Genomic DNA, 23,136 nt, shown 5'->3' on the forward strand with positions numbered 1-23,136 from the left:
ACTCTCAGAAACTTCTTTTACCTACCCTACATGGCGCTGTATCCCCCATCTACCATCAAAATTGCCCCCGTCACATAAGAAGCTGCTTCAGACGCGAGAAATATGACTGGGCCGATGAGTTCCTCTGGTTTTCCGCGTCGCTGCATAGGAATCACAGCACTCAGATGTTGGTGATCATCTTGTGGCGATCGCCGAAATGTTTCAGTACCTTCCATAATGTTGTCTATATAGCCAGGAGCAAAAGCATTAACTCGAATCTGGTGATTTGCCCATTCCAGTGCTAGCGATCGCACTAGTAAATTTACCCCTCCTTTTGATGCTGTATAAGCCGCCGAACCACTGATTCCCACTACACCGCCGATAGAAGAATTCATAATAATTGAGCCGCCTGTCCCTTGTTCGATCATTTGTCGAGCCGCCAGTTGAGCGCAGTGAAAGTACCCTTTGAGATTGATGTTAATAATGTTATCCCACTCTAATTCTTCTAAGTCAGCCGCCGATTTGATGATGTCAATGCCGGCATTACACACCATAATGTCAAGCCTGTGATAGTGCGCCACAGTTTGCTCAATCAGGTGTAAACAATCTTGGCGATTTCTGACATCGGTAGGAATTGCGATCGCTTCGCCTCCAGCCTCCTGAATTATTTGTGCGGTTTTTTCTGCTTCGGTTGCTTTAATATCAGCAACTACAACCTTTGTGCCTACAGATGCTAATCCTTGAGCTATGGATTTGCCGATACCTCGTGCAGATCCGGTGATAATGGCGACTTTTCCTGTTAGGTCAAAAAGGGAGGGTTTCACGGTTTTTTGTTGAGTGTTAAAATGGAATGATACGAACCACAGAGGCGCAGAGGACACTGAGGTAAGAGATTGAGAGAGGATTAATTATCGATATTCTGTTGGGTTATGTAGTTACTCCTTTTCTCTGCGTTCTCTGTGTCTCTGCGGTTCGTTTTATTAAATCTTGGATAGTTTCTGCCTGCTGGACAATGGTAGATTTTTCAAATAGGGAAACTAAGGGTAGCTCTATTTGCCAAGCTTTATCTAATTTGTATGAAAGTTGTAGAACAAGAGCAGAATGTCCTCCGAGATCAAAGAAGTTATCTTGTGTACTGATATGTTCTAACCCTAAAACTTCTTGCCAAATAGCTAATATGGTTTCTTCAATAGAGTTACTGGGTTCAGTAAATTCATTCTGAAAGTTATTCGCTATTGGTAATTTGTTATTTTGAATTGGTAAATTTTCCCCTTCATTTAAAAAGGGAAGTTCACTAAGACGTTGCTCAGGATTAGTAATTAGATATTCAAGTAAATTTTGAAAGACTGTTACCATTCTGGCGATGCTAGCAGGTATAAACAAGTCGGTTCTGTAGACTAAAGCGCCTTCAATTCCCTCTGTTGTTTCTTGGAGTGTGAGATTTAAATCAAATTCGGCTGTGTCTTTGGTATCCGTGGCAATAAATTCCTCCTTTAAAGTCAAATTTGCTAGTTTTAAATCATCTTCTGGAGTGTTTTGGAAAACAAACATCACCTGAGCTAGCAGTGTATAACTAGAGTCTCGAACTGGTTGCAGTTCTTCTAGTAGTTTGATGAAAGGCATTTCCTGATGTGCATACACTCCTAAAGCCACTTCTCGCACTCGCCGCAATAGTTCTCGGAAGCTGGGATTGCCTTCTAAGTTGGTGCAGAATGGCAGTAAATGGACAAAGAAACCAATCAGTCCTTCTGTTTCTGGGCGAGTACGATTAGCAACAGTGCTGCTAACAATGATGTCTGGTTGCCCTGTGTAGCAGAAAAGTAATATCTTGAGTGCTGCTAACAAGGTCATAAATAGGGTTGCGCCTTCCTGTTGACTCAATGCTTTGAGTGCTTTGGTTAAGTCTTTAGAAATTACCAAAGTTTGACGCGCACCTGTGAAGGTTCGCACGGCTGGGCGTGGATAATCGGTTCGTAGTTTTAAGACTGGAGGATTAACACCTAGATGTTGTTTCCAGAATTGCATCTGTGATTCTAAAACTTGCCCTTGTAACAATTGCCGTTGCCAATGAGCAAAGTCTGCATATTGGATCGGTAACTCGTTCAGGGGGAATTGCTTACTCTGAGAAAAAGCTTCGTAAAGGGTTGCCATTTCTTGAGTCAACACGCTAAAAGACCAACCATCGGCGACAATATGGTGTGTTGTGACTACAAGCAAATGCTCAGTTTCACTCAAACGCCAAAGTTTACTCCGTAATAACGGCCCCCGCGCCAAATCAAAAGGCTGTTTAATCTCCTTCTCAGCTTGTCGTTTCGCTTCTGTTTCAGGGATGTTTTGTGAGTCTATTACTGCGAAGTCAAATACAGGTTCAGGGGAAATTGTATAAACTACTTGTCCGTTTTCCACCTTAAAGGTACTTCGGAAGGTTTCATGTCGTCGTACAATTTCTCTTAAACTCTGCTCTAATGCTTTCACATCAAGCGAACCTGTCACGCGATAAACTAGCGGCAGGTTGTAAACAGGATTGCCGGGATAGAATTGCTCGAAAAACCAAAACTCTAGCTGAGTTAAGGAGATTGGCAGTACTCCGTCACACGTTCGCACGGCTTTAAATGGTATGATACCTGGCGCAAGTTCTTGCTTAGTTGCTGTCTCGACTGTTCTAGCTAAAGTTGCGATCGCTGGAGATTCAAATAAACTTCGCAGAGGCAATTCTACCTTAAATGCTTTGCGTGTCAGAGAGATAACCTGAGTAGCAAGTAATGAATGTCCTCCCAAATTAAAGAAGTTGTCATAAATTCCAACTTGTTCTAACCCCAAAACATCCCTCCAAATACCCGCCAAAATTTCTTCGGTGGGAGTCCGGGGTGCAACAAAAGTTTGAGCTAATTCTGGTCTGCTGGTCGTCGGTTCTGGTAAAATGCGACGGTTGACTTTACCGTTGGAAGTCAGGGGAAACGATTCCATCTGTACAAAAGCCGATGGAATCATGTAGTCTGGCAACTGGTCTTGAATAAAATTACGCAACTGTTCGAGGGTGAGAGTTTGTCCTTGAATTAGTACGAAGTAAGCGACTAGATATTTTTCCCTAGCACTTTGCCCAAACACCTTAGCCACTGCTTGCTTGATTTGGGGATGTTTGCTCAAGACTGCTTCAACTTCACCAAGTTCAACCCGAAAACCCCGAACTTTTACTAAATCGTCTATGCGTCCCAAAAATTCAATGTTGCCATCGCTGAGGTAACGTGCCAAATCTCCAGTCTTATACAGTCGATTCTCTCCTGCTTGAAAAACCTCACCCCCTGCCCCTCTCCTTAGCAAGGAGAGGGGTGTCCGATAGGACGGGGTGAGGTTTTTAAACGGATTTGGAACAAATTTTTGGTTTGTCAAATCTGGGCGGTTGAGGTAGCCACGAGCCAAGCCATCACCACTGACGTAGAGTTCCCCAGGAACGCCAATCGGCACGGGTTGGAGATTACGATCTAATAGATAAACTTGGACGTTGACGGCAGGTTTACCGATTGGCGGATAAATTGGCCATTCTTCTGGTTGGTCGCCAAATGTATATGATGTAACTAAATCTGCTTCTGTTGGCCCGTATAAATTGTAGAGTCTGCAATTCTCCAAACGTTGAAACAACTTAATCATTGGTTGAGTAATCTGGAGTTGTTCGCCACAAGCGATCGCTTCTCTAATGTTCTGAAATAGATGTTCTTCGTCTCCGTATATTTCTGCTAATTGTTGCCAGAGGGTAACAGGAAGGAAAACCTTGGCAATTGGTTCTTGAGCAAGTAACTGAATTAATTTATCTAAATCTTTGCGATCGCTTTCGCCAATCATATATAGTGTGCCACCCAAACCCCATGCCGCAAACATTTCGTGATAGCTGACATCAAAGCTGAGGGAAGCAAACTGAAGCACACCCACGCCTATAGCCATCTTTGCTTGATGGTGTTCTATTAAATTGGTTAGCGATCTATGAGGGACAAGCGTACCTTTAGGAGTTCCTGTAGACCCAGAAGTATAGATGATGTATGCTAAATTTTGCGCTTGTGCATCTGTTTGAAGATTTATATCAGATTCTTTGGCGATCGCATCCCATCCCTCATCTACCAAAATTAGATGGTGGTGGAAATCCTTCTCCAGTAATGGCTTTAAACTAGCTTGAGTTAAGACAACGCTTGCACCAGTATCCGCTAGCATAAATGCTAACCGTTCTGGAGGATAGGTAGGGTCAAGGGGAACGCAAGCACCGCCAGCTTTCAGGGTTGCTAATATAGCAACTGCTGCTTCTAAAGAACGTTCCAGACAAATCCCCACAGGTGCATCTGGTTTGATACCCAACCGTTGCAGATGATGAGCTAGTTGATTAGCGCGTTGATTTAACTGTTGGTAGGTAAAATGTTGATTGTCATACACCACCGCCACAGATTCGGGTGTTTTTTCAACATGCTGCTCAAATAATTGATGGATGCAATCATGGATGGGATTAGCGGCTTGAGTAGCATTCCATTCGACTAACAGTAAATCTTGTTCTGTTTGTGTAAGTAGCGGAAGTTCGCCTACACTGCGATGATAATTAGTAGTAATACCCTGTAACAGCGTGAGCAAATGACCGATCATCCGATCAATGGTATCTGCGTCAAAGCGATCGCGATCGTAGTTGATTTTGATTACCAGTTCATCACCGGGAATAGCCACCACAGTTAAAGGATAATTTGTTTCTCCGAGGGCTTGGCGATCGCCTATTCTCAAATTTCCTGGAAGCGCTTGCAGTGTTGCGTTGACAGGGTAATTTTCAAACACCACAATGCTTTCAAACAAAGGTTGATTCCTCGGAATCTCACTCACACCTTGAATATCTACCAGTGAGGTGTACGAATACTGCTCTCGTTCTATATGCTCTTGTTGCAATTGCACTAGCCAAGGCAATAAATCAGCTGTTTCAGGGATTTTTATCCGTACAGGTAGGGTATTAATAAACAATCCCACTATCGACTCTACACCAGATAAGTTATGAGGACGACCGGACACTGTAGCCCCAAACACCACATCAGACTCACCACTGTAGCGACTCAGTAACAATGCCCAAGCTGCCTGCACCAAGGTAGAAAGGGTGAGGTGATGTTGTTGGGCAAAAGATTTTAAGGTAGCAGTTGCTTCGGCTGATAGATGTTGGTGTCGAATATAACTAGTTTGCTGGTGAGCAATCTGCCCTACTGCTTGTTCCACAACCAAAGGGGTAGAAGCAGTAAAACCCTCAAGAGTTCGCCGCCAAAATTCCTCAGCACTAGATAAATCTTGCTGCTGTAACCAATTAATGTAATCTCGGTAAGGGCGAGTTGGAGTTAAATATAATTGTTGATTGTTATTTATAGAATCGTAAAAAGCAAAGATTTCTTTAAAGAGAATCGGCCAGCTCCAACCATCAAGCAATATATGATGAAAGCTCCAAATAAAATGATAAGTCTCGTCTGCTAACCGAAATAAAGCAAACCGCATCAAGGGAGCTTTGTCAAGTTCAAAACTTTGCTCTTTATCTGTATTTAAGAAAGAAATAATTTGTGTTTGCTGTTCCTCAGTTGAGAGCAAACGCAAGTCTCTGTTAATCCAAGGTAAATTAACCTGTTTACGCACTACTTGGACTGGCTGTTTGCGGTTCTTCCAAACAAAAAGTGTCCGTAAAGCCGCGTGTCTCTGTACCACTTGTTGCCAAGCTTGCTCAAACGCACTCTTGTTTAAATCGCCATGAAGAGTGAAGCGAAACTGCTCAAAGTATATTCTTGATTCTGGCTGATAAAGGGTATGAAATAACATCCCCTGCTGCATTGGCGAAAGGGGGTAGATGGCTTCAATATCTTTAGCTTTTTTTTGATTTTGTATAGCTACCATTATTATGTTTTTTTTAATATCTCTTTTTTAATTAACCACATAAATACAGAGAGAAAATGCAATATTAATTTATTTCTAAACTTGCATTCATTACTTAACCCATCTCTTCCTTTGCGTTCTTTGCGTCTTTTGCGGTTCGTTTATCTATATTCATATAAAATAAATATTTTTAAAAAGCTCCTGTAGACAATCCACCATCCACTGAAATAGTTATACCTGTTATATAACTAGCGCATTCTGAACTTAAAAAAGCCACTAAATTAGCAACCTCACTAGAAAGACCACGACGACCGATAGGAATGGTGTTATCTATTCCTTCTATAATCGCCTCAATTTTTCGGTCTTCCTTTTGGGCGAATACTTCTAAATATTCTCTATGCCTTGGAGTATCAATCAGACCAGGATTGACACAGTTAACTAAAACATTCCACTTAGCAACTTCTGTGGCAACAGTTTTAGTAAAGTTGATTAATGCAGCATTGGCCACTCCTGATTTAACAAGACGACTAGAAGGTTCTTTTCCTGATGTCCCAACAATATTGATAATGCGCCCCCATTGCTGATTTTTCATTGTCGGTAGCACCAGATTCGTCATGCGAATATAGCCCATTAACTTGCCTTCAAAGACAGTTAACCAATCTTCATCAGATAGATTTTCTACTGCTTCATTAGAAAATGTAGCCCCCTGAGAATTATTGACCAAGATATCAATTTTGCCAAATTGGGTGAGAGCTTCTTGTACTAATTTTTGAGAATCACTTGGGTTTTGAACATCAGCAAGAATGGGGATAACTTTTGCTTGGGAACTAACCAAACCTTGATAAGCTTGTTCTAAACGCTCAGAATTTCTCCCACAAATTATTAACTGACAACCTTCTGATGCTAGCTTTTGAGCAACGCTATAACCAATGCCAGCACTTGCTCCTGTCACTAAAGCTACTTTCTGTGTTAATCCTAAATCCATGATGAATATTCCTTTAGGAAGCAGTGAGCGATCGCGCAGTTATTTCATTAAAAGAAGCTTTTTGGTAAGATAAATGAGAGCGGGGTGGAATCAAAATTTCAACCAAAGAAACTGCTTCATTAGAGGAATTATATCCTCCATAAAAGACATCAGGTGGAGCATAATAAATACTACCATATTCTAGTTCCTGGTGTTCATCTTCCACAGACATCATCAACTGACCATTCAGGATTATTCCCATTTGTTCGCTAGCAGATTGTTGCATTGGGATTATTTCTCCTGGCGGAATTTCGGTAATCACAATCTCAAACCAAGAAGCAACAATAGATTGACATGAAAAACCAGTAACTTCGTCTTTTTTAGGCGATACCTTGAGAAACACCTCGTCAGTTTTTTCTGATGGTAAGGAAGTTACGATACGTTTTACATCGAATACTATTGCAGTTTCTGGAAAAATATTTACAGAACCGTGAGGAACATAAGCATTGGCAATGTAAGCTTGTTGCAGTGGCTCAATAATTTCTTTGGTTCCGTTAACGTTCATTTCTAAACGCCCGGAAATTATCATCCCCATCTGACTTTCTAGATGTTCGTGTAGTGCAAAAGTAGCTCCTGGAGCAAGATACACTAATTGAACGAGCGTATCTTGACATTCAAATGCTATTAATTCTACATCTGAATTAATTTCTGTAGTTTTGGGAGTTGGGAAAAATTTAGACATGACTTTCTGCTAATTTTTTATAAAAAATTGACCAACTCATAGGGATTTTTCCATAAGTGGAAATAAACTCCAAATCATAAGCGTCAACAGCATTTTTATTAGTAATAGCTAGAGTAGCTAAACCCTTTTGTACTTGAATTGCTGCATCGCTAGTAGAAGGAGACAAATCAACCTGAATTTCTGATAGGTCTTGGGAGTCTGGTAAGAGTCTCGACAATAAAGGTAAAGGCGCAGGATGGGTAACAAGTCTAGCTCCTTTAAAAACTACCTCTGTATTTTTCTTCTTAGCTAATCCATAAACTGGAGTAGGATAGATAAAAATGAAGCCTAAATCAAAACTTGGCTCCATATAGAACTCATTAATCATTTGGTAAGCATGAGGAACCAGAGCTAGATCAATCTTGTCTTGCAGCAAAGCTTCTTTGACATCTGGAAAGCCATCAAATAACTGAATTTCCCCAGTTAATTCTTCTGACTCTAATTGTTTGACTATATAGCTAGAAGCATAGTCACTACTAGTACCACTAGGCCCCAATGTGCCGATAATCAAATTTTTTGCAGGAGGAATAGGAGGTCTAAATTCAATCGAAAACTTTAGCATAGTTTTAACAAAGTTGGATAGGATAAAAAAGAAAGTTAAAATTACTAATTTTTAAATATCTTCTGTGCCAAATATTAATTTTTTATCTATATACTCAGATTTAACTTGACTCAAAATCAATGCAATTAGTACCAGAACTGTGCCAATAAAACCGCGTACTCCAAACTTTTCACCGAGTAGCCAAAAAGAAAAAACGGATGTGAGTACCGGATCGAGGGTACACAATAGCGCTGCTTCAGTTGCTGAAATCCATTGCTGGCCTATTGTTTCTAACCAGATAGTACCAGCAGTACCTACCAGACCGAGGTAGAGGATAATAATATAGTTATTCCTTAAAGTCTCAAATTGCCCAACCATCTCTGGCGCTGCCCAGACTGCACTTAACACTGCTACAATCCACAGTTGGATGGCAGTCAGGGATAGGGTTGAGTGGCGTTGTGCAGTTTCCTGAAGTACGAGCATATAAACGCCGTAAATGAAGGTTTCAGCAAACAACAACAAATCACCTATGCCTAAAGAGCCATTTTCCCAGCACATAATTCCTATGCCTGTGAGGGCAACTGCGGCGGCGAGTAGAGTTTTAATCAGCAAGGGCTGACCGAATAACGCTGCCAAGAGGGGTACAATGATTACATTAAGGCTGAAAATAAAGCCTCCTCGATTAGCATTGGCAGTTTCTAGCCCGATCGCTTGGAAGGCAAAACAAGCAAAGAGTAAAAGTCCTAAAACTGTGCCATCGCGTAATATCTGAGCGTTTAATGAGCGCAAATATGGGGTAAATATCGCGGCTGCAAGGGTAAAACGGCTGGCGGTAAGTACAGATGGCGAAAAGCTAGTGACTGCATCTTTCGTCAGTGGGAAGGTTGTCGCCCATATTAGACTGACGATCGCGATCGCAATTATGCCCCGAATGTGGAGGGCGTTTGGCGTGGGTTGATTGCAGTCATCTAGTTTCATGTTATGTTTGCTACTCATTTAGATCCGTTGCAATGCCCCAGAACTTCTTAGTTCTGCTAAGGTGGCATTGCCAGTACAAAATAAAGCTGTTTCGAGTTCAGCAATCAGAACTTCGACTAACTCATCAACGGCGGCTTCTGATTTGACGGCAGCTTCTAAAAAAGGTCGGGCTAAACCTCCTATATCGGCTCCTAAAGCGATCGCTTTGGCGACATCCAATCCGTTAAGTAACCCACCAGAAGCAATCAAGGGAATTGTCGGCGCGATGACTCGGATGGAGTTAAGACACTCTGCGGTTGGTAAACCCCAATCAGCAAAAGTTTGTCCCAAACGGCGCTGCTTATTGTCTTTAGCACGTTGGCTTTCTACTTTTGCCCAGGAAGTTCCACCTGCTCCAGCGACATCAATGGCTGCAACTCCCGCATCGATTAACTTTTGTGCGATCGCTCCAGAAATCCCATTTCCCACTTCTTTGACAACAACCGGAACGGGTAGTTGCTGACAAAGTTGGGCAATTTTACTTAACAGCCCCCGAAAATTTGTATCTCCTTTTGATTGCACGCATTCTTGCAGGGGGTTAAGATGCAAAATTAGTGCATCCGCTTCCAGGGAATTTACAAGACGCAAGCAATCATCAAGCCCACATCCATAATTTAGTTGCACAGCCCCCAAGTTCGCTAACAACAGAATGTCAGGAGCAAAAGAGCGCACAGCAAAGGTAGGAGCTAAACGAGGTTGTTCAATGATAATGCGTTGCGAACCTACTCCCATTGCTAATCGGTAGCGTTGAGCAACAGTTGCTAAACGAGTATTGACTAGCTGCGCTAATTCAGTTCCCCCTGTCATAGAAGAAATCAGCAGGGGAGCGCCGAGATTTTTGCCTAAAAAGGTTGTTTGCAAATTGATATCACTGCGGTTGATTTCAGGAAGACAATCATGAGTAAAGCGATAGCGCTCAAATCCAGTAGTTACGTGCTGAAACTGGACATCTTCCTCTAAACAAACACGTAGATGGTCAGCTTTTCGAGTTTCAATTTCAGTTACAGTATTGACTGATGGGACAGTGGTAGTCATAATGGATTCCTCTGGCAACTGGTTATTGGCAGCTTATAGCGGATAGCCTCCTGAAACTTAGCAACATCAAACTCGGCAATACTAAAGACTCCAATTTTGTCGAACAGCCGCGATGAAACGCTATCTTGACAGATGTAGTTAACGCGAATATCTTCGTGTAACGATTCCAAAAGCAGTTGGATATTCACTCTTCGCGCTTCTTCAATGGTTTTACTGTTGGTGTCATCTGGGTTGAGGGTATGTCCGTAACTGCGAACGTGAAAACGGCACTCTCTTGGCCCGGCGGGAACTAACGAAAAAGTTTGGACGTGTTCGGGAAATACGCTCAAAGAAAAAGGCATTGGGATTTCTTCTTGCGCCGACATCGAGCAGAAAGCTGAGTAACACAGCGTTTCGGGCAAAGCATGGTTTTCAGCAGCAAAATCTTGTAATTCTTGTTCGCGCTCCCAAGAATGTCGAGCGATCGCTTTGGCGCAATCATAATATTGTCGCTCGATTGGGGTTAAGCTGGGTGAAGCCGGATTGCGCATGGGAATAATCATGCCGTTGATGCCTTCACAATCACTCGACACTCCAAACCGACGGGTTAAACCTTTGTGCATCATGGGAAAGTGGTAATCTTCTAAGAAATTTTCCCACAGCAGTTTGTAATCTACCTCTACACTAATGTCATACCGACCGACTCCACCAATGGGTTGCATATCTTCAAGTTGGTATGGTTCCAATAATCCAGGTAAATACCAATTATCAGCTAATCTTGAACCTTCCCAAGTAAAGCGAATGAAAATAAATCCATAAAAAATATCAATGTCGATGGGTTCTAAACCGTAGTTTAATAAACCAAATTTCGGATAATTCCCTCGTTGTGTAACATTCTGAAGTTTGCCGGCAAACAATTCACCGCTAGCAGTGCGAATGACGTAGGCTCGTTCACCGACAATATCCAGCCAAGTGAAGTTACCCGGTTGCGGAACTTCATTGATATGGCAAACAAATTGCCAGGTTGGTTTAATTAAATGCTCAACTTCAAGAGCAAACAATGCTGAGTCGCCATAAATCCAGATTGGCAATGCTTGTCTTCTTTCAGATGATTCAGAATATTCTATGCCATCAGTATCAATTTTAGGATACTCAATAGACTTTTCAATCAACTGCCCTTGCTCGTCACTGCTGTAAACTCGTTGCAGCACTTCATCCAGTTCTGGGGTTGCTCCATCACTATCAACAGTCAGGATAACGTGTTTGAGTTCCGCAATCAATGATTGCAATATTAATTGGCGACTATCGCTTCTTCCTTCTGAGGTAATCTCTACAATGAGTTGTTTTATATTTTCTTCTAAATAACCAATTCTCAACCAAAGGCGGATTTGTTCTGGAAGTGTGGCGGTTTCCCCCTCTGCATAGCCTGGACTCACAGAATTAAGTAGATTAGTAATTTCTACCCCGATATTTTGCTGGTTTTCAAGTTGTGATTCTAGCTGATGTTGATTATTTTCTGAGAGCTTGGCAAAAACCCCTTGATTCTCATCAATCTTGACCTCAAACTGCTGCAAACTGTAATTTTCCAGGTTAAAATCAGCACCAAACTCCCCTCTATTTGCCCCTGGTGCATTCTTGCAATCACCACCTATGCTATAAGCCCATCCATGATAAGGGCAAAGAGTCGGTTTATCTACGCCTACACAACCGTGACCTTCAAACACTGGTGCTTGGCGATGATTGCAGACATTGAGAAAAACGCGAACCGTTCCGTCTGCTTGGCGCACAGCTACCAAAGGTTCCTGAAAAATTTGAACAGTAACAAAATCTCCAGCCTGGGGAATTTCTGCCGCGCGACAAATGAAATACCAGTTTTTCTCTATTTCCGATGGTTCAACAAAGATTGAACGAATAATTTTAGCGGCAAAATAATTATAAACAGTTTTGAGATTGACTTCTGTATTATTACGTTTATTATATTCAAAAACTGCATTTACAAGATATTTATAAGCTGTTTCAACAGCATAGTCGCCCTTTGCTGACAATAAAATCCTGACAAAATTATTCCATGCTACTTCATCCTTTTTAGCAAAGTTAGTACCTGTAGCAGCAAGGAAGTATTGCTGTCGTCCTACTCCAACAAAAAGTTTACACAGTTCCTTTTCTTTTATTAAAGTCATTTCAATTCTTCCTACTTTTCATGATATCCGCGAGTAATTATTTTTGAATTGTGGCATCGATAGATAATTGGTGTATCCTAACTCTTCTAGCTTATTTAAGATTTTATTTGCGCTTTGGGCAATAGTTTCTTCATTAGTTTTGCATTCAACATCAGGTTCAAGAGGTACTTCATATAAATCATCAATTCCAGTGAAATTTTTGATTTCACCAGCTCTAGCTTTTTTATATAAACCTTTGACATCTCGCTGTTCGCAAACTTCTAATGGTGCATTGATGTATACTTCAATAAAATCTCCAATGCGCTCTTTAACTTCTTGTCGGATTGCCCGATATGGCGATATAACTGAAACCAGTACAATAACATTATTTCTAGTTAGCAGGTGAGCTACAAAACCAATTCGCCGAATATTTTCGTCTCGATCCTTTTTGCTGAAAGTTAACCCCTCACTTAAGTTTTGGCGAACTACATCACCGTCTAGTACCTCAATTTTATAACCTTGCGATCGCAGTTCTGTCTCCAAAAATTGGCAGATGGTGGTTTTGCCAGCACCGCTCAAACCAGTTAACCATATTGTTACACCACGCTGTTCTTCCACCATCCTACCCTTATGCTTTTACTAAACTGCTGGTCTAAAAAAGTGAGTTTTACGAGTTTTAATCTTCCCTTTTTCAAAAGAGTATACATCAGCAAAAAGCTCATCTATCTGGCAACTGTCCTTACTTATACCAACAAATCTACCCCAACAAGCTCCATAACTGCCATCAATTGTAATATGCTCAATGTGGTGTTTACCTGATGCAATTACTCTTTCCATTTGATAAAAATTGAGTAGGCGATCAATCCCAACAAAAGGACTGTAACCTGGACGTTCATAGACGATATTACTATGAAAAATGTCCACTAGGCTTTCCCAACCAGAAGAATCAATGGTGCGAAATAACTCAATGACTAATGCACTATAGGTTGTGATGACTTGTAAATTGCTATTTTGATACATAATTCGACTCCTTTTATGCATTTAGTTTCGCTTAATCCAGAAGCTGCTAATAACCAATAGCTTTAATAAATTTACAATTAGCAATTGGCTATTAGCCATTGACAATACTTAATATTAATCTTCCAGAATCGGCTCAGGGATAGTTGGTACTGGATGATCGAGACGATAGGCATTCCAAGATTTGATGAAAGATTCTCGTTTCATTCCTGAAAAACGTGCTATTTGCTTATGAAATAGACCTTCATAAAAATTTAATTCCTTCTTTAAGTAATAAGGGGCTTTTTCTCCATAAACTTTCACAAACATTCTGTAGGTATTATAATGTTTTGCTGCTACATCATCTGAATAAAACATCAAATCGTCTTCAATATCATTGACAACTTCTAAAGCCCACATAAGTTTCAATTCTTCATTTAACTCTTCTTCTTCGTAATTTAGACCTAACATTTTTAGCAAGGTACAATGTAATACTCGATAGTCAGAAGATCGTAGCTCCGCAGCCTTTTTAATCATTTCATGAGTAACCTGAGAAGTTGCTAATAGCTGTGTTTCTAATTCAAAATATTCCCCTAATTTTTGCATATAGAATTCAACTTGACAATGCTTGAGATTATACTCTTCTAAAACAGCCAAAATCATTTCTTGTTTGGATTGCCAAGGAGAATGTTGCAGCGTTCCATAGCCTTCACTTTGAATTTTCTCAACTTCATCATCAGTTTGATAAACCAGAGCTTCAATAAAACCTAAAATTGGATAAAACCGAAAAAAGTCATTCATTGAGAGGTTATAAATTGGAAAATAATAAAGTACAAATTCTCTCAATACTCTGCTAGACCTACGCATACTCTGATAAGAAATGCAAGAGATTTTGGAAGCAAATTTATTAACCAAAATCCCTGGATTACGCGTGGTTGTGAGTGTCGCTTTCGAGATTGTCATAAACAATAAATAAGTTTGGTGTGGAAAACTTAAAACAATGGACAAAGTGAGGGCAAGTTTTATCTTGATAGAGATGACTTGTGAACGACTTTATTCAATTTCTGCTAGCAGTTCGTCCAACGCTTCTTGGCTTAAACCAACTTCAGGGAAATCTGAAGGAGTATAGCCTCCTGCTTCTTTTGATATACAGTGGTCGATAATAGCTTCTAAGACTTTCAGATAGTTTTTAGCCAAGTTTTCTACAGTAGCTTGGTGATGAAAAGCTCCGCTATATTTCCACTCCAGTTGCAATCTGCCTTCAATGACTAATCCATTCACATTCAACAAATGGCGGCGTTGTCCTTTGGGGCTGTGAATAGAACCGCTAGATTCTTGGGTATATTTCCAACCAAGGGGTGCTAGGTGCGTTTGGTCGAATTGACCCAAGTAATTAAAACTCACCTGAGCTTGAGGGAGTAGCTCAAGTTGCTTGTTTATGGTTGCATCCATGCTCAGATACCGCAGGATGCCATAGTCAATACCTCGGTTGGGGATGCGTCGCAGTTGCTCTTTGACCGACTTGAGAGCCTCGCCAGGATGGTGAAGACCTCCAAGTTTTAAGCAAACGGGGAATAAACTGGTAAACCAGCCTACTGTGCGGGACAAGTCTACATCCTCAAACAAGTCTTCCCGCCCGTGACCTTCTAATTCAATTAGTAGAGAGTCATAGCCTGTCCATCCAGCAAAACTTTGCACTAATGCAGTCAAAAGTACATCGTTAATTTGGGTGTTGTAGGCGACTGGGACATCTTGTAAGAGGGTGCGAGTCTGTTCTGCACTCAGGGATATAGAGACAATGCGACTTGAACCGACAGTGTTTTCTGACGCAATAGCAGGAGAATCCAATGGTAAAGGAGCAACTGCAAACGACCTTGAGTGCAGCCAGTAATCTAGCTCTGAGTGCAGTTCTTGAGTACCTGCATAATCCTGCAATCGAATTGCCCAATCTTTGAAGGAAGTTGTTTTTGCAGGAAGTTGGATGTTGTTCCCACTATCTAATTGTTTGTATGCTCCAGATAAATCTTCCAGCAAAATCCGCCAGGAAATCCCATCGACAACTAAATGATGGATGACGATGAGCAAACGTCCAGGGGAAGATTTGCCTAAGTTAAATAGAACGACCCGCAGTAGCGGCCCATCTGCTATATTTAGCGATCGCTGTATTTCATCTGCCTTTAACTCAATTGCTTTTGATTGTTCTGCTTGAGTCAGGTTGGATAAATCAGCTATCACCAACGATACTGCATCGCACACATCACTGTTGTACTGTTGCCATTGCGCTGCTTGCTGCACAAACCGCAGCCGTAAAGCGTCATGATGGTACATCAGCTTTTGTAATGCCTGCTCTAGTAATTCCGGTTGGATATTTGGCGGAACTTCTAGCAGGAAAGATTGATTAAAGTGATCGGGTTCGGGTAAATTACGCTCAAAGAACCAATGCTGAATCGGTGTTAGGGGAACAATGCCCTTAACTAAGCCCTGTTCTGCCTCATTGGAGGTAGTTGTCACGGCTACAGCAGCTAACTCAGCAATGTTTTGATGCTGAAATAGCTGTTTTGGAGTTAGTTTCAATCCAGCTTGATTAGCTCTGGCGACAATTTGGATTCCAATAATGGAATCCCCGCCCAATTCAAAAAAGTTGTCATGAATACAAACTTGTTCTAATAATAAAACATCCTGCCAAATTTTTAGCAAGATTTTTTCAGTATGAGTGCGGGGGGAGACAAAGCCGATTGAGTCATTAAACTCGAACTCTGGTACTGGTAAGGCACGGCGGTCTACTTTACTATTGGACGTAATGGGAAAAGCCTCTAGAACTGTAAAGGATGAAGGCACCATATAATCGGGAAGCTTTTGCTTGAGGAACAGGCGCAATTCGTTACTGGTGGGCTGTTTTCCTTCAGGGATCACATAAGCTGCCAAATTCTTCATACCGGGCTTGTCTTCTCTGGCAATGACAACGGCATCCCGTACTTGGGGGTGTTGAGTTAAAATCACCTCAATTTCGGAAAGTTCAATTCGGAAACCACGGATTTTAACTTGGTTGTCAATGCGACTAAAAAATTCGATATTACCGTCAGGTAAGTAACGAACCAAATCTCCTGTTTTATACAGGCGATCAACATTTGGATGTCCAAAAGGGTTAGGAATAAATCTTTGCTGATTTAGTTCTGGACGATTCCAGTAACCCCTGGCTAAACCATTACCACCAACGTGCATTTCGCCCCAAACCCCGATGGGTACGGGTTGGAGATTGGAGTCTAATATATAAACCTGTGTATTACCAATGACACGACCGATAGGAATTGATTTCTCGATTTGACTTTCAGCCGTTACAGGGAAGCAGGTCGTAAATACAGTGTTTTCTGTAGGGCCGTAGCCGTTAATAAATTGACAATTGGGGAGTTCCCGCGCAACTTTTTGGACGTGAGCTACAGATAATACATCACCTCCACTCATCAGTTGACGCACAGGTTGTAAATCCTGCAATTTTTCATCCACCATCAGATGGAACAAGCTGGCTGTAAGCCAGAGGATATTGACCTGATGGCGCTGGATAATTTCACCCAACTCTTCTAAGGATGGCTTCTGGCTCGGCATTAGCACGAGCTTCGCACCATTCAAAAGACAGGGCCAAATTTCTAGTGTTGAGGCATCGAAGGAAAGAGGGCCGAGTTGTAAAAATACTTCTTGTGGTGTTAATGATGCAAAGTTTGTTCCCTTAGCCAACCGGACAACATTTCTGTGGATAATGCATACACCCTTGGGTATGCCTGTCGAACCAGAGGTGTACATGATGTGAGTTAGGTTGTCTGGTGTCACATCTGCCTTGAGGTTCTCTTGGCTATATTGACTGAAAATTTCTTCGTCTGTATCTAGACAAATCACCTTAGCTGTGTTTTGGGGTAGTAATCCCATCAACTGCTGTTGAATGAGCAACAGCGATACCCCTGTGTCTTGGAACATATAAGCCAAGCGCTCTTGGGGATAAGCTGGATCAAAGGGAACATAAGCACCCCCTGCTTTGAGGATGGCGAGTATACCGACAATCATCTCAAGCGATCGCTCGACGCAAATCCCCACCAATACTTCTTTTTTGACTCCCAAGGTTTGTAGGTAGTGCGCTAATTGATTGGCGCGATCGTTTAACTCTCGATATGTTAGAGACTCGTCCTCATACACCAGTGCGTTCGCGGAGCGTGCGATTACCGCAATCGCATTACTGTTTTGTTCTACCTGTTCCTCAAACACTTGATGGATACATTTCGTATCGGGATATGGTATTTGAGTATCATTCCATTCCACTAGCAATTGATGACGTTCACGCTCAGTTAGCAATGGTAATGTACCTACTGATGCTTGCGGATTCCCCACTATTCCCGCTAATAATGTTTGAAAATGACTGCTCATGCGAGCAATTCTATCTTCATCGAATAAATCGGTGTTATATTGCCAAAACCCTTGCAGGGAGTTTCCTTCATCTGTGTTTTCCCACATTTGTAATGTGAGGTCAAACTTGGCGTTAACGTTATCTAGATGTAGAGGTGCTATGGCTAAATCAGGCGTTTCTAATTGCTCTATAGGGGCATTCTGCAATGCAAACATCACCTGAAATAGAGGGCTGTGGCTGAGACTACGCTCTATTTGCAAAGCTTCGACAATTTGTTCAAAGGGAACGTCTTGGTTGGCGTAGGCATCCATGCAAGCAGAACGCACTTGCATTAGTAACTTTGAGAAACTGGGATTACCTTCTAGTCGAGTTCGCATCACCAATGTGTTGACAAAAAAGCCAATTAACCCTTCTATGTCTTGCTGGTTACGGCTAGCGATCGGTGTTCCTAACAGAATATCTTCTTGACCACTATAACGGAATAGTAGAGTCGCATAAGCCGCCATCAAGGTCATAAATAAGGTGGTTCCTGATTTGTGGCTGAGTTCTTTCAGCGATGCGGTCAGTTTTGCATCTAGCTGGAAGGAAAAACACCAACCCCGGAAAGTTTGCACTGAGGAACGAGGCTTATCTGTAGGTAGTTCCAACAGAGGTGGTGCGTCTGCTAGCTGTTGCTTCCAGTAGTTGATTGGGGTTTCTAGTACTTTCCCTTGCAGCCATTGGCGTTGCCAAATCGTAAAATCTGCATATTGAATCGGTAATTCTGGAAGTGGAGAAGGTTCGCCAATCAAAAAGCCTCGATACAAACTTGACAATTCTTTGATGAATACTCCCATTGACCAACCATCACCGATGATGTGGTGCATGGTCAATAAAAAAGCATAAGACTCTGACTTGAGTTGTACCAGAGTGACTCGCAGCAACAGTCCTTTGGTAAGGTCAAAGGGTTGTAATTGATCTTGAGTTGCTAAAAATTGCAATTGTTCTGACTGTTCTTGTCCTGACAATTGTTGCAAGTCTACAACCGAGAGTTTCATGGTTGCGTGGGGAGCAATTACTTGTACAGGCATTCCCGCCACAGCATTAAAGGTGGTGCGTAAAATTTCGTGCCGGCGGATAATCTCGTTGAGACTGCGTTCTAAAACTTCTATATCCAAACGCCCGTTGAGACGAACAGCCTTAAACATATTGTAGAAGGGGCTGTCCGGCTCCAATTGCGCTAAAACCCACAGTCTCTGTTGGGCGAAAGAAAGCGGGAAAGTCTGAGATTCAGTTTGATTTTTACGACTAACTTGAGGAATAGCATTGTTATTTCTGTGATATCCCAAAGACTCTGCTAAGTGCCAAGTCACATCGCCTAAAAAGTCGGTGGTGTAGTACTGCTTCCAACTATCTGCGGTGTTAGCATTAATGCCCTGATGTTCGTGAAATTTCACATCCCCCACCATTCTAGACTGGGCATAAATTCCATCGGTCATGCGCTGCTTTTTCTCTTTGTAGGGTTGAAGCATATCAGGATGGAATTCCACCTCTAAAAATTGGCATAAGCTTTCTACAGTCGTTTGTGGCTGGCTAACTATGTCTTCAAATTTGACTTGATACTGGCGTTCTTGGGGAACTTGTTGCAAGAATTCGAGAATATTTTGATGGCTAATCAACCAAACGAGTTCAGCGAGTTCTCGCCTATTGAAGGGATGTTGATATGGAAATGTTTGCTCTACTCTGGCTTCTTCATAAGAGCGCATCGTTGCATAAGGATGACGCACAAGGTGAATGTAGAGTGGGTTTTGGAAGTTTATTTCCGCTCGTTTGAGGGTTTCTAAATCTATGGAGTAGGAAGGAGTCTTGTCTACCAAGATTTGATCGCCCAGCCATTGCTGTATAAGTTGGTAAAACTGCTTTGTAGTGAGATTTTTCGCTTCTAATTCTTCCATAAGTGCGATCGCTTCTTCTGGACTACACCCCCGAATTTGCATGATTGTGCGAATCGTCCCTTCCATCCAAAAGCTGTAACGTCCAGAAAATGCTGCTTTTCGTTCCCCAAGTGTATTAAATGTTAGCAGTTCCAATTCTGGAGGCGCGAACAATTGGGGATTTCCCCCTAGAATGACGCGCAGTAAGGTAGAGCCGCTACGATGAGGCGAGAGGATAAATATAGCTGGCGGGTTTTTGATTGCGTCGTCATCTATTGGGGGAGTAAGAGGAGGAATAAGCGATCGCATCTGCAAAACTTTAGCTTCACCGATTCGCTCTTGTGGTACATCAATAGTTGAATTTATTTCCTTACCACCCAGTTGTACTACTGCTTGTGGGTAGTTTTCTTCTATGTAAACTGCTAGTTGAGCAACTGTTTTAGTATCAAATAAAACAACAAAATGAATAATCTCGTTTAATTGCACTTGCAATTTATTAATCAGAATCGCACCCCGAATGGAATCGCCACCGAGTTCAAAGAAGTTATCATCAATACCCACTCTGTCTAGTTTGAGGGCTTCTGCGAATAAATGTGCGATCGCCTTCTCTATAGGATTGCGAGGAGCAACAAATTCTATATCTAACTGAGAACGTTGGCGCTGTTGTCGAGATGCAATCTCTTTGAGAATCAGTTCAGGACTATATAGATTCCGAGCAATGCGCTCAAAAAAGTCTGCAAAAGAGGCTATTTTTGCCGATCTATCAGATCCGAATTTCGCTTCTCGATCGGACTGACTATCTACTGTATTTATATCGGATATAAGTACTTTATCTCCTTCTGACGAGGCTGTTTCTACTAAGCTCCCATCAGACCGACCATCTACTGTATCTATATCGGATATGAGTAGCAATCTACTTTCGGATGCGGTTTGAGATGGAAACTCGAATAACCAACCACCATCTTTCTCTTGCTGAAATTGTCTACCAACACTAGTAAGAAAATCCCAGGCTGGTTGATTCTTCTTGGTAGGTATATAGAAAAGCTCGACTCGTCCTAATCCTCTTTGTTGAGCAAGAGTTCCTAAATAGGACAGCATTCTATGCTCCACACCCCGACCAAGTACCCGACAACTGAGTAAAAAGGTGTCTACAACTAGCGCATTTTTTTGAACTTCAAACAACAGCAGACCGACTAAACCATAATCTCCAAAGCGGTCTTTAACCTTGACCACTCGACATTCTAATTTTTCTGAATTACAAAGTTGTTGGATTTCAGCGTCAGATCGGCGGATTGTTGTGAGGTTAAACTGATTGGTGCGTTGGGTAAGTTGAGCAACCCGCGAAAGTTGCTCGCTTTGCATCGGGGAAATCTCTATTTCTAAGTTCAGTTGGGCGAGGAAATCACTAAAAGAAAAAGAATCCTGTTGCAAACGCTGGCGCTGGACATTCTGTTGATAGAGATTAGTTCTTTGTTGGTCTTCTTCAGTGGTTTGGAGTTGGTCGAAAGCCCAAATATGCTGTAAAAATTGCGGGATGCGATCGGGTTGTTCTGGAAGTTGTAAAGTCAGGACTTCTGGACAGTTTGCTCTAACTTCAGCACACTCAATTGGATTGTCATCAATGAAAATAAAGCTATCTAAACTCAGTTGTAGTTCGGTAGCTAAAGACTTCAGATTCTCCGATTTCGATTCCCAGTTAATGCGCCAATTAACGAGATGATGGCGACCCATCACCATATCTGGATGTTGGTCAAAGACTGCAAATACATCCTCTTGTTCATTCTTGCTACACAAACAAATCAACTTTCCTGCTGCTTGCTGTGCAATGATAAATTCTTGGAGCGCTCTATAGGGTGGATTGATTTTGACTCCTCCAACTCCATCCTCTCCACAAATACCACTCCATAATGTATGGTCGCAATCAAGGGCAATAACCTTATAAGGAGAGCTTTGCAAAGCAAAGATTTTCCGCGCCAGCATTGTCCCCAAAGTGCAAAAAAAGGTTGGCGTGTAGGGAATGTGTCCTAGTTCGTCTCCGTAAGGGTCGTAGTACTCCTCTACTGGGTACATACTGGTCAATTCTTGACTTTTTATCAGATACATCCCACTAACATCTTTGAGATCAGCTGCTAACAGTTCCTGCATTCTCTCATGTAAAGTGTTATCTGCTGCATCTGTGGTTGGAGAGGGAGGACAGATAAAGACCAAGTAAGGATTTAGCGATCGCGAAGCGCTGCTGCTTTCAGCAGATCGCGTTGTTGCTGTTTTCAAAGCACTGCCAAAATCCTTAACGGCTTGCTCTAGTTGGACTGGATTTTTTTCAAATTGCTGTGATACTGAGCTTTGCTTCAGGTTGGGGCGAGTGGCGTAGATATTAAACAGTCCAGAACCGTGCAGGAGAGACTCTTCATCGACAACAAATTGAAAGCCTTTGTTTTCAAGCAATTGCATGACGTGTTTAATTGTACTGCCTTCTTGGTCATGCACCTCCATAGCTATTTGTTTAATCAGTGACCAATGATGGTCTTTAATTCCTTGGAGAATTGCTAACTCGCTTTTTTCAGCATCTAGTTTCAGTAAATCAATTTTTTCAATCTTATATTCTTCAATAATTTCTGAAAGAGTTCGCAACTGAGCTTGATAAGTTTCTCGTTCAAGCCTATCCTTGAGAAATTCATCAGCTAGGCGTTCTAACGACTCTTCATCCAGAGAATTATCGCGTTGCAGCATATTAATAATGACTGAGCGAATAGCTTTTTCATCTTCCTCTGTATCAGCTGCAAAACTTGAGAAAACTGAGGAACGAGGATAAAAAGTGAAGGTTTCTTCTTTGCGTTCATCACCTAAACCGCAATTAAAAAGATGGGTGTTTTGACAGTAAAGCTTGGCGTTAGTTTGTAATTTGTCAAAGGCGTGAGGTGCAGGTTCAAAAGCATAAATAGTCCCTTTTGGGGATTTTTGTTGAGCAAATAAGGTAAATAGACCAATATTCGCTCCCACATCCATTATACAGTCGTCTTCATTGAAGACAATTCCATGCTTTAAATAGACGCGATCGCCAAAAATCTCTTGATATAGATACTCGGTTTCGTACTGGTTAAGGTGAGCTATTTCTAAGTGATTTGGTAAGGTGTGACGTAAGCGATCACCAAAAATTTCTTCTTTTAGATAATCGTCAACTGTTAATTGCAGACGATTCTTAGTTTCTTCCCAATCCTCAAACCTAACTAAAGCTACATTGACTCCATTTTGATTGTTAGCCAGTAGGCTGACTGGATTAAGAAGTTCTTGAAATACCTGATTGTAAGGAGCAAACTCTATTGAATAAAGAATTCCTATTTCTTGGAACCAATACGACAGGGAATCCTCAATTGGTTCACTTGTAAACGTAGCTGTAATAACAATTTTCTGCTTAGAGATGTGTTTTAATAAATCTTGTGTATTCATACTTGTGTATTTATAAAACTGATTTTCAGTAATTATTTCTAGATTAAAGGAAATTAGGCGA

At 41.6% G+C, this 23,136-nt stretch carries 12 protein-coding genes; all 12 read right to left on the minus strand.

Going from position 1 to position 23,136, the window contains the following annotated elements:
- Positions 1-26: 26 nt before the first annotated feature.
- The 12 genes from V7K38_RS01850 to V7K38_RS01905 all read right to left on the minus strand — a co-directional run bounded on the left by V7K38_RS01850 (position 27) and on the right by V7K38_RS01905 (position 23,075).
- Complete coding sequence (locus V7K38_RS01850) at positions 27-803, minus strand: SDR family NAD(P)-dependent oxidoreductase (protein WP_334855018.1); 777 nt, start codon at positions 801-803, stop codon at positions 27-29.
- Positions 804-906: 103 nt separating this feature from the next.
- The gene (locus V7K38_RS01855) at positions 907-5,871 is read right to left on the minus strand and encodes an amino acid adenylation domain-containing protein (protein WP_334855019.1); all 4,965 of its coding nucleotides are present in this window, start codon (positions 5,869-5,871) and stop codon (positions 907-909) included.
- A 169-nt stretch (positions 5,872-6,040) separates the two neighbouring features.
- Positions 6,041-6,835: an SDR family oxidoreductase gene (locus V7K38_RS01860; RefSeq protein WP_334855021.1), complete on the minus strand. Its 795-nt coding sequence runs from the start codon at positions 6,833-6,835 to the stop codon at positions 6,041-6,043.
- Positions 6,836-6,848: 13 nt separating this feature from the next.
- On the minus strand, positions 6,849-7,556 hold the full coding sequence (locus V7K38_RS01865; protein ID WP_334855022.1) for a cupin domain-containing protein: 708 nt from the start codon (positions 7,554-7,556) through the stop codon (positions 6,849-6,851).
- Positions 7,549-8,157, minus strand: a complete 609-nt coding sequence (locus V7K38_RS01870; protein ID WP_334855023.1) for a LysR family transcriptional regulator — start codon at positions 8,155-8,157, stop codon at positions 7,549-7,551. The genes V7K38_RS01865 and V7K38_RS01870 overlap by 8 nt, the downstream gene beginning before the upstream one ends.
- 51 nt (positions 8,158-8,208) lie before the next feature.
- Positions 8,209-9,114 (minus strand): DMT family transporter, encoded by a 906-nt coding sequence (locus tag V7K38_RS01875; protein ID WP_334855025.1) that lies wholly within the window; start codon positions 9,112-9,114, stop codon positions 8,209-8,211.
- An 18-nt stretch (positions 9,115-9,132) separates the two neighbouring features.
- The gene (gene fni / locus V7K38_RS01880) at positions 9,133-10,188 is read right to left on the minus strand and encodes a type 2 isopentenyl-diphosphate Delta-isomerase (RefSeq protein ID WP_334855026.1); all 1,056 of its coding nucleotides are present in this window, start codon (positions 10,186-10,188) and stop codon (positions 9,133-9,135) included.
- Positions 10,185-12,347: a Rieske 2Fe-2S domain-containing protein gene (locus tag V7K38_RS01885; protein WP_334855027.1), complete on the minus strand. Its 2,163-nt coding sequence runs from the start codon at positions 12,345-12,347 to the stop codon at positions 10,185-10,187. Before V7K38_RS01885 ends, fni begins: the two co-directional genes overlap by 4 nt.
- A gap of 18 nt (positions 12,348-12,365) precedes the next feature.
- Positions 12,366-12,947, minus strand: coding sequence for an adenylyl-sulfate kinase (cysC, locus tag V7K38_RS01890; RefSeq protein WP_334855028.1), 582 nt, complete (start codon positions 12,945-12,947; stop codon positions 12,366-12,368).
- An 18-nt stretch (positions 12,948-12,965) separates the two neighbouring features.
- Positions 12,966-13,346, minus strand: coding sequence for a nuclear transport factor 2 family protein (locus V7K38_RS01895; RefSeq protein WP_334855029.1), 381 nt, complete (start codon positions 13,344-13,346; stop codon positions 12,966-12,968).
- A gap of 114 nt (positions 13,347-13,460) precedes the next feature.
- A complete protein-coding gene (locus tag V7K38_RS01900) occupies positions 13,461-14,123 on the minus strand; it encodes a hypothetical protein (protein ID WP_334855031.1) in 663 nt (220 codons plus the stop codon).
- Positions 14,124-14,375: 252 nt separating this feature from the next.
- Entirely contained in the window at positions 14,376-23,075 is an 8,700-nt protein-coding gene (locus tag V7K38_RS01905) for an amino acid adenylation domain-containing protein (protein WP_334855032.1), read from the minus strand.
- Between the last annotated feature and the right edge of the window lie 61 nt (positions 23,076-23,136).

The sequence above is a fragment of the Nostoc sp. genome (assembly GCF_036917465.1).
Taxonomy (GTDB): domain Bacteria; phylum Cyanobacteriota; class Cyanobacteriia; order Cyanobacteriales; family Nostocaceae; genus Nostoc.

What these genes read in the sequence shown, in the direction of transcription:
- V7K38_RS01855 (WP_334855019.1), bottom strand. Translation starts at nt 5,871, where the DNA reads ATGGTAGCTATACAAAATCAAAAAAAAGCTAAAGATATTGAAGCCATC.
- V7K38_RS01860 (WP_334855021.1), bottom strand. Translation starts at nt 6,835, where the DNA reads ATGGATTTAGGATTAACACAGAAAGTAGCTTTAGTGACAGGAGCAAGT.
- V7K38_RS01865 (WP_334855022.1), bottom strand. Translation starts at nt 7,556, where the DNA reads ATGTCTAAATTTTTCCCAACTCCCAAAACTACAGAAATTAATTCAGAT.
- V7K38_RS01870 (WP_334855023.1), bottom strand. Translation starts at nt 8,157, where the DNA reads ATGCTAAAGTTTTCGATTGAATTTAGACCTCCTATTCCTCCTGCAAAA.
- V7K38_RS01875 (WP_334855025.1), bottom strand. Translation starts at nt 9,114, where the DNA reads ATGAAACTAGATGACTGCAATCAACCCACGCCAAACGCCCTCCACATT.
- fni (WP_334855026.1), bottom strand. Translation starts at nt 10,188, where the DNA reads ATGACTACCACTGTCCCATCAGTCAATACTGTAACTGAAATTGAAACT.
- V7K38_RS01885 (WP_334855027.1), bottom strand. Translation starts at nt 12,347, where the DNA reads ATGACTTTAATAAAAGAAAAGGAACTGTGTAAACTTTTTGTTGGAGTA.
- cysC (WP_334855028.1), bottom strand. Translation starts at nt 12,947, where the DNA reads ATGGTGGAAGAACAGCGTGGTGTAACAATATGGTTAACTGGTTTGAGC.
- V7K38_RS01895 (WP_334855029.1), bottom strand. Translation starts at nt 13,346, where the DNA reads ATGTATCAAAATAGCAATTTACAAGTCATCACAACCTATAGTGCATTA.
- V7K38_RS01900 (WP_334855031.1), bottom strand. Translation starts at nt 14,123, where the DNA reads ATGAATGACTTTTTTCGGTTTTATCCAATTTTAGGTTTTATTGAAGCT.
- V7K38_RS01905 (WP_334855032.1), bottom strand. Translation starts at nt 23,075, where the DNA reads ATGAATACACAAGATTTATTAAAACACATCTCTAAGCAGAAAATTGTT.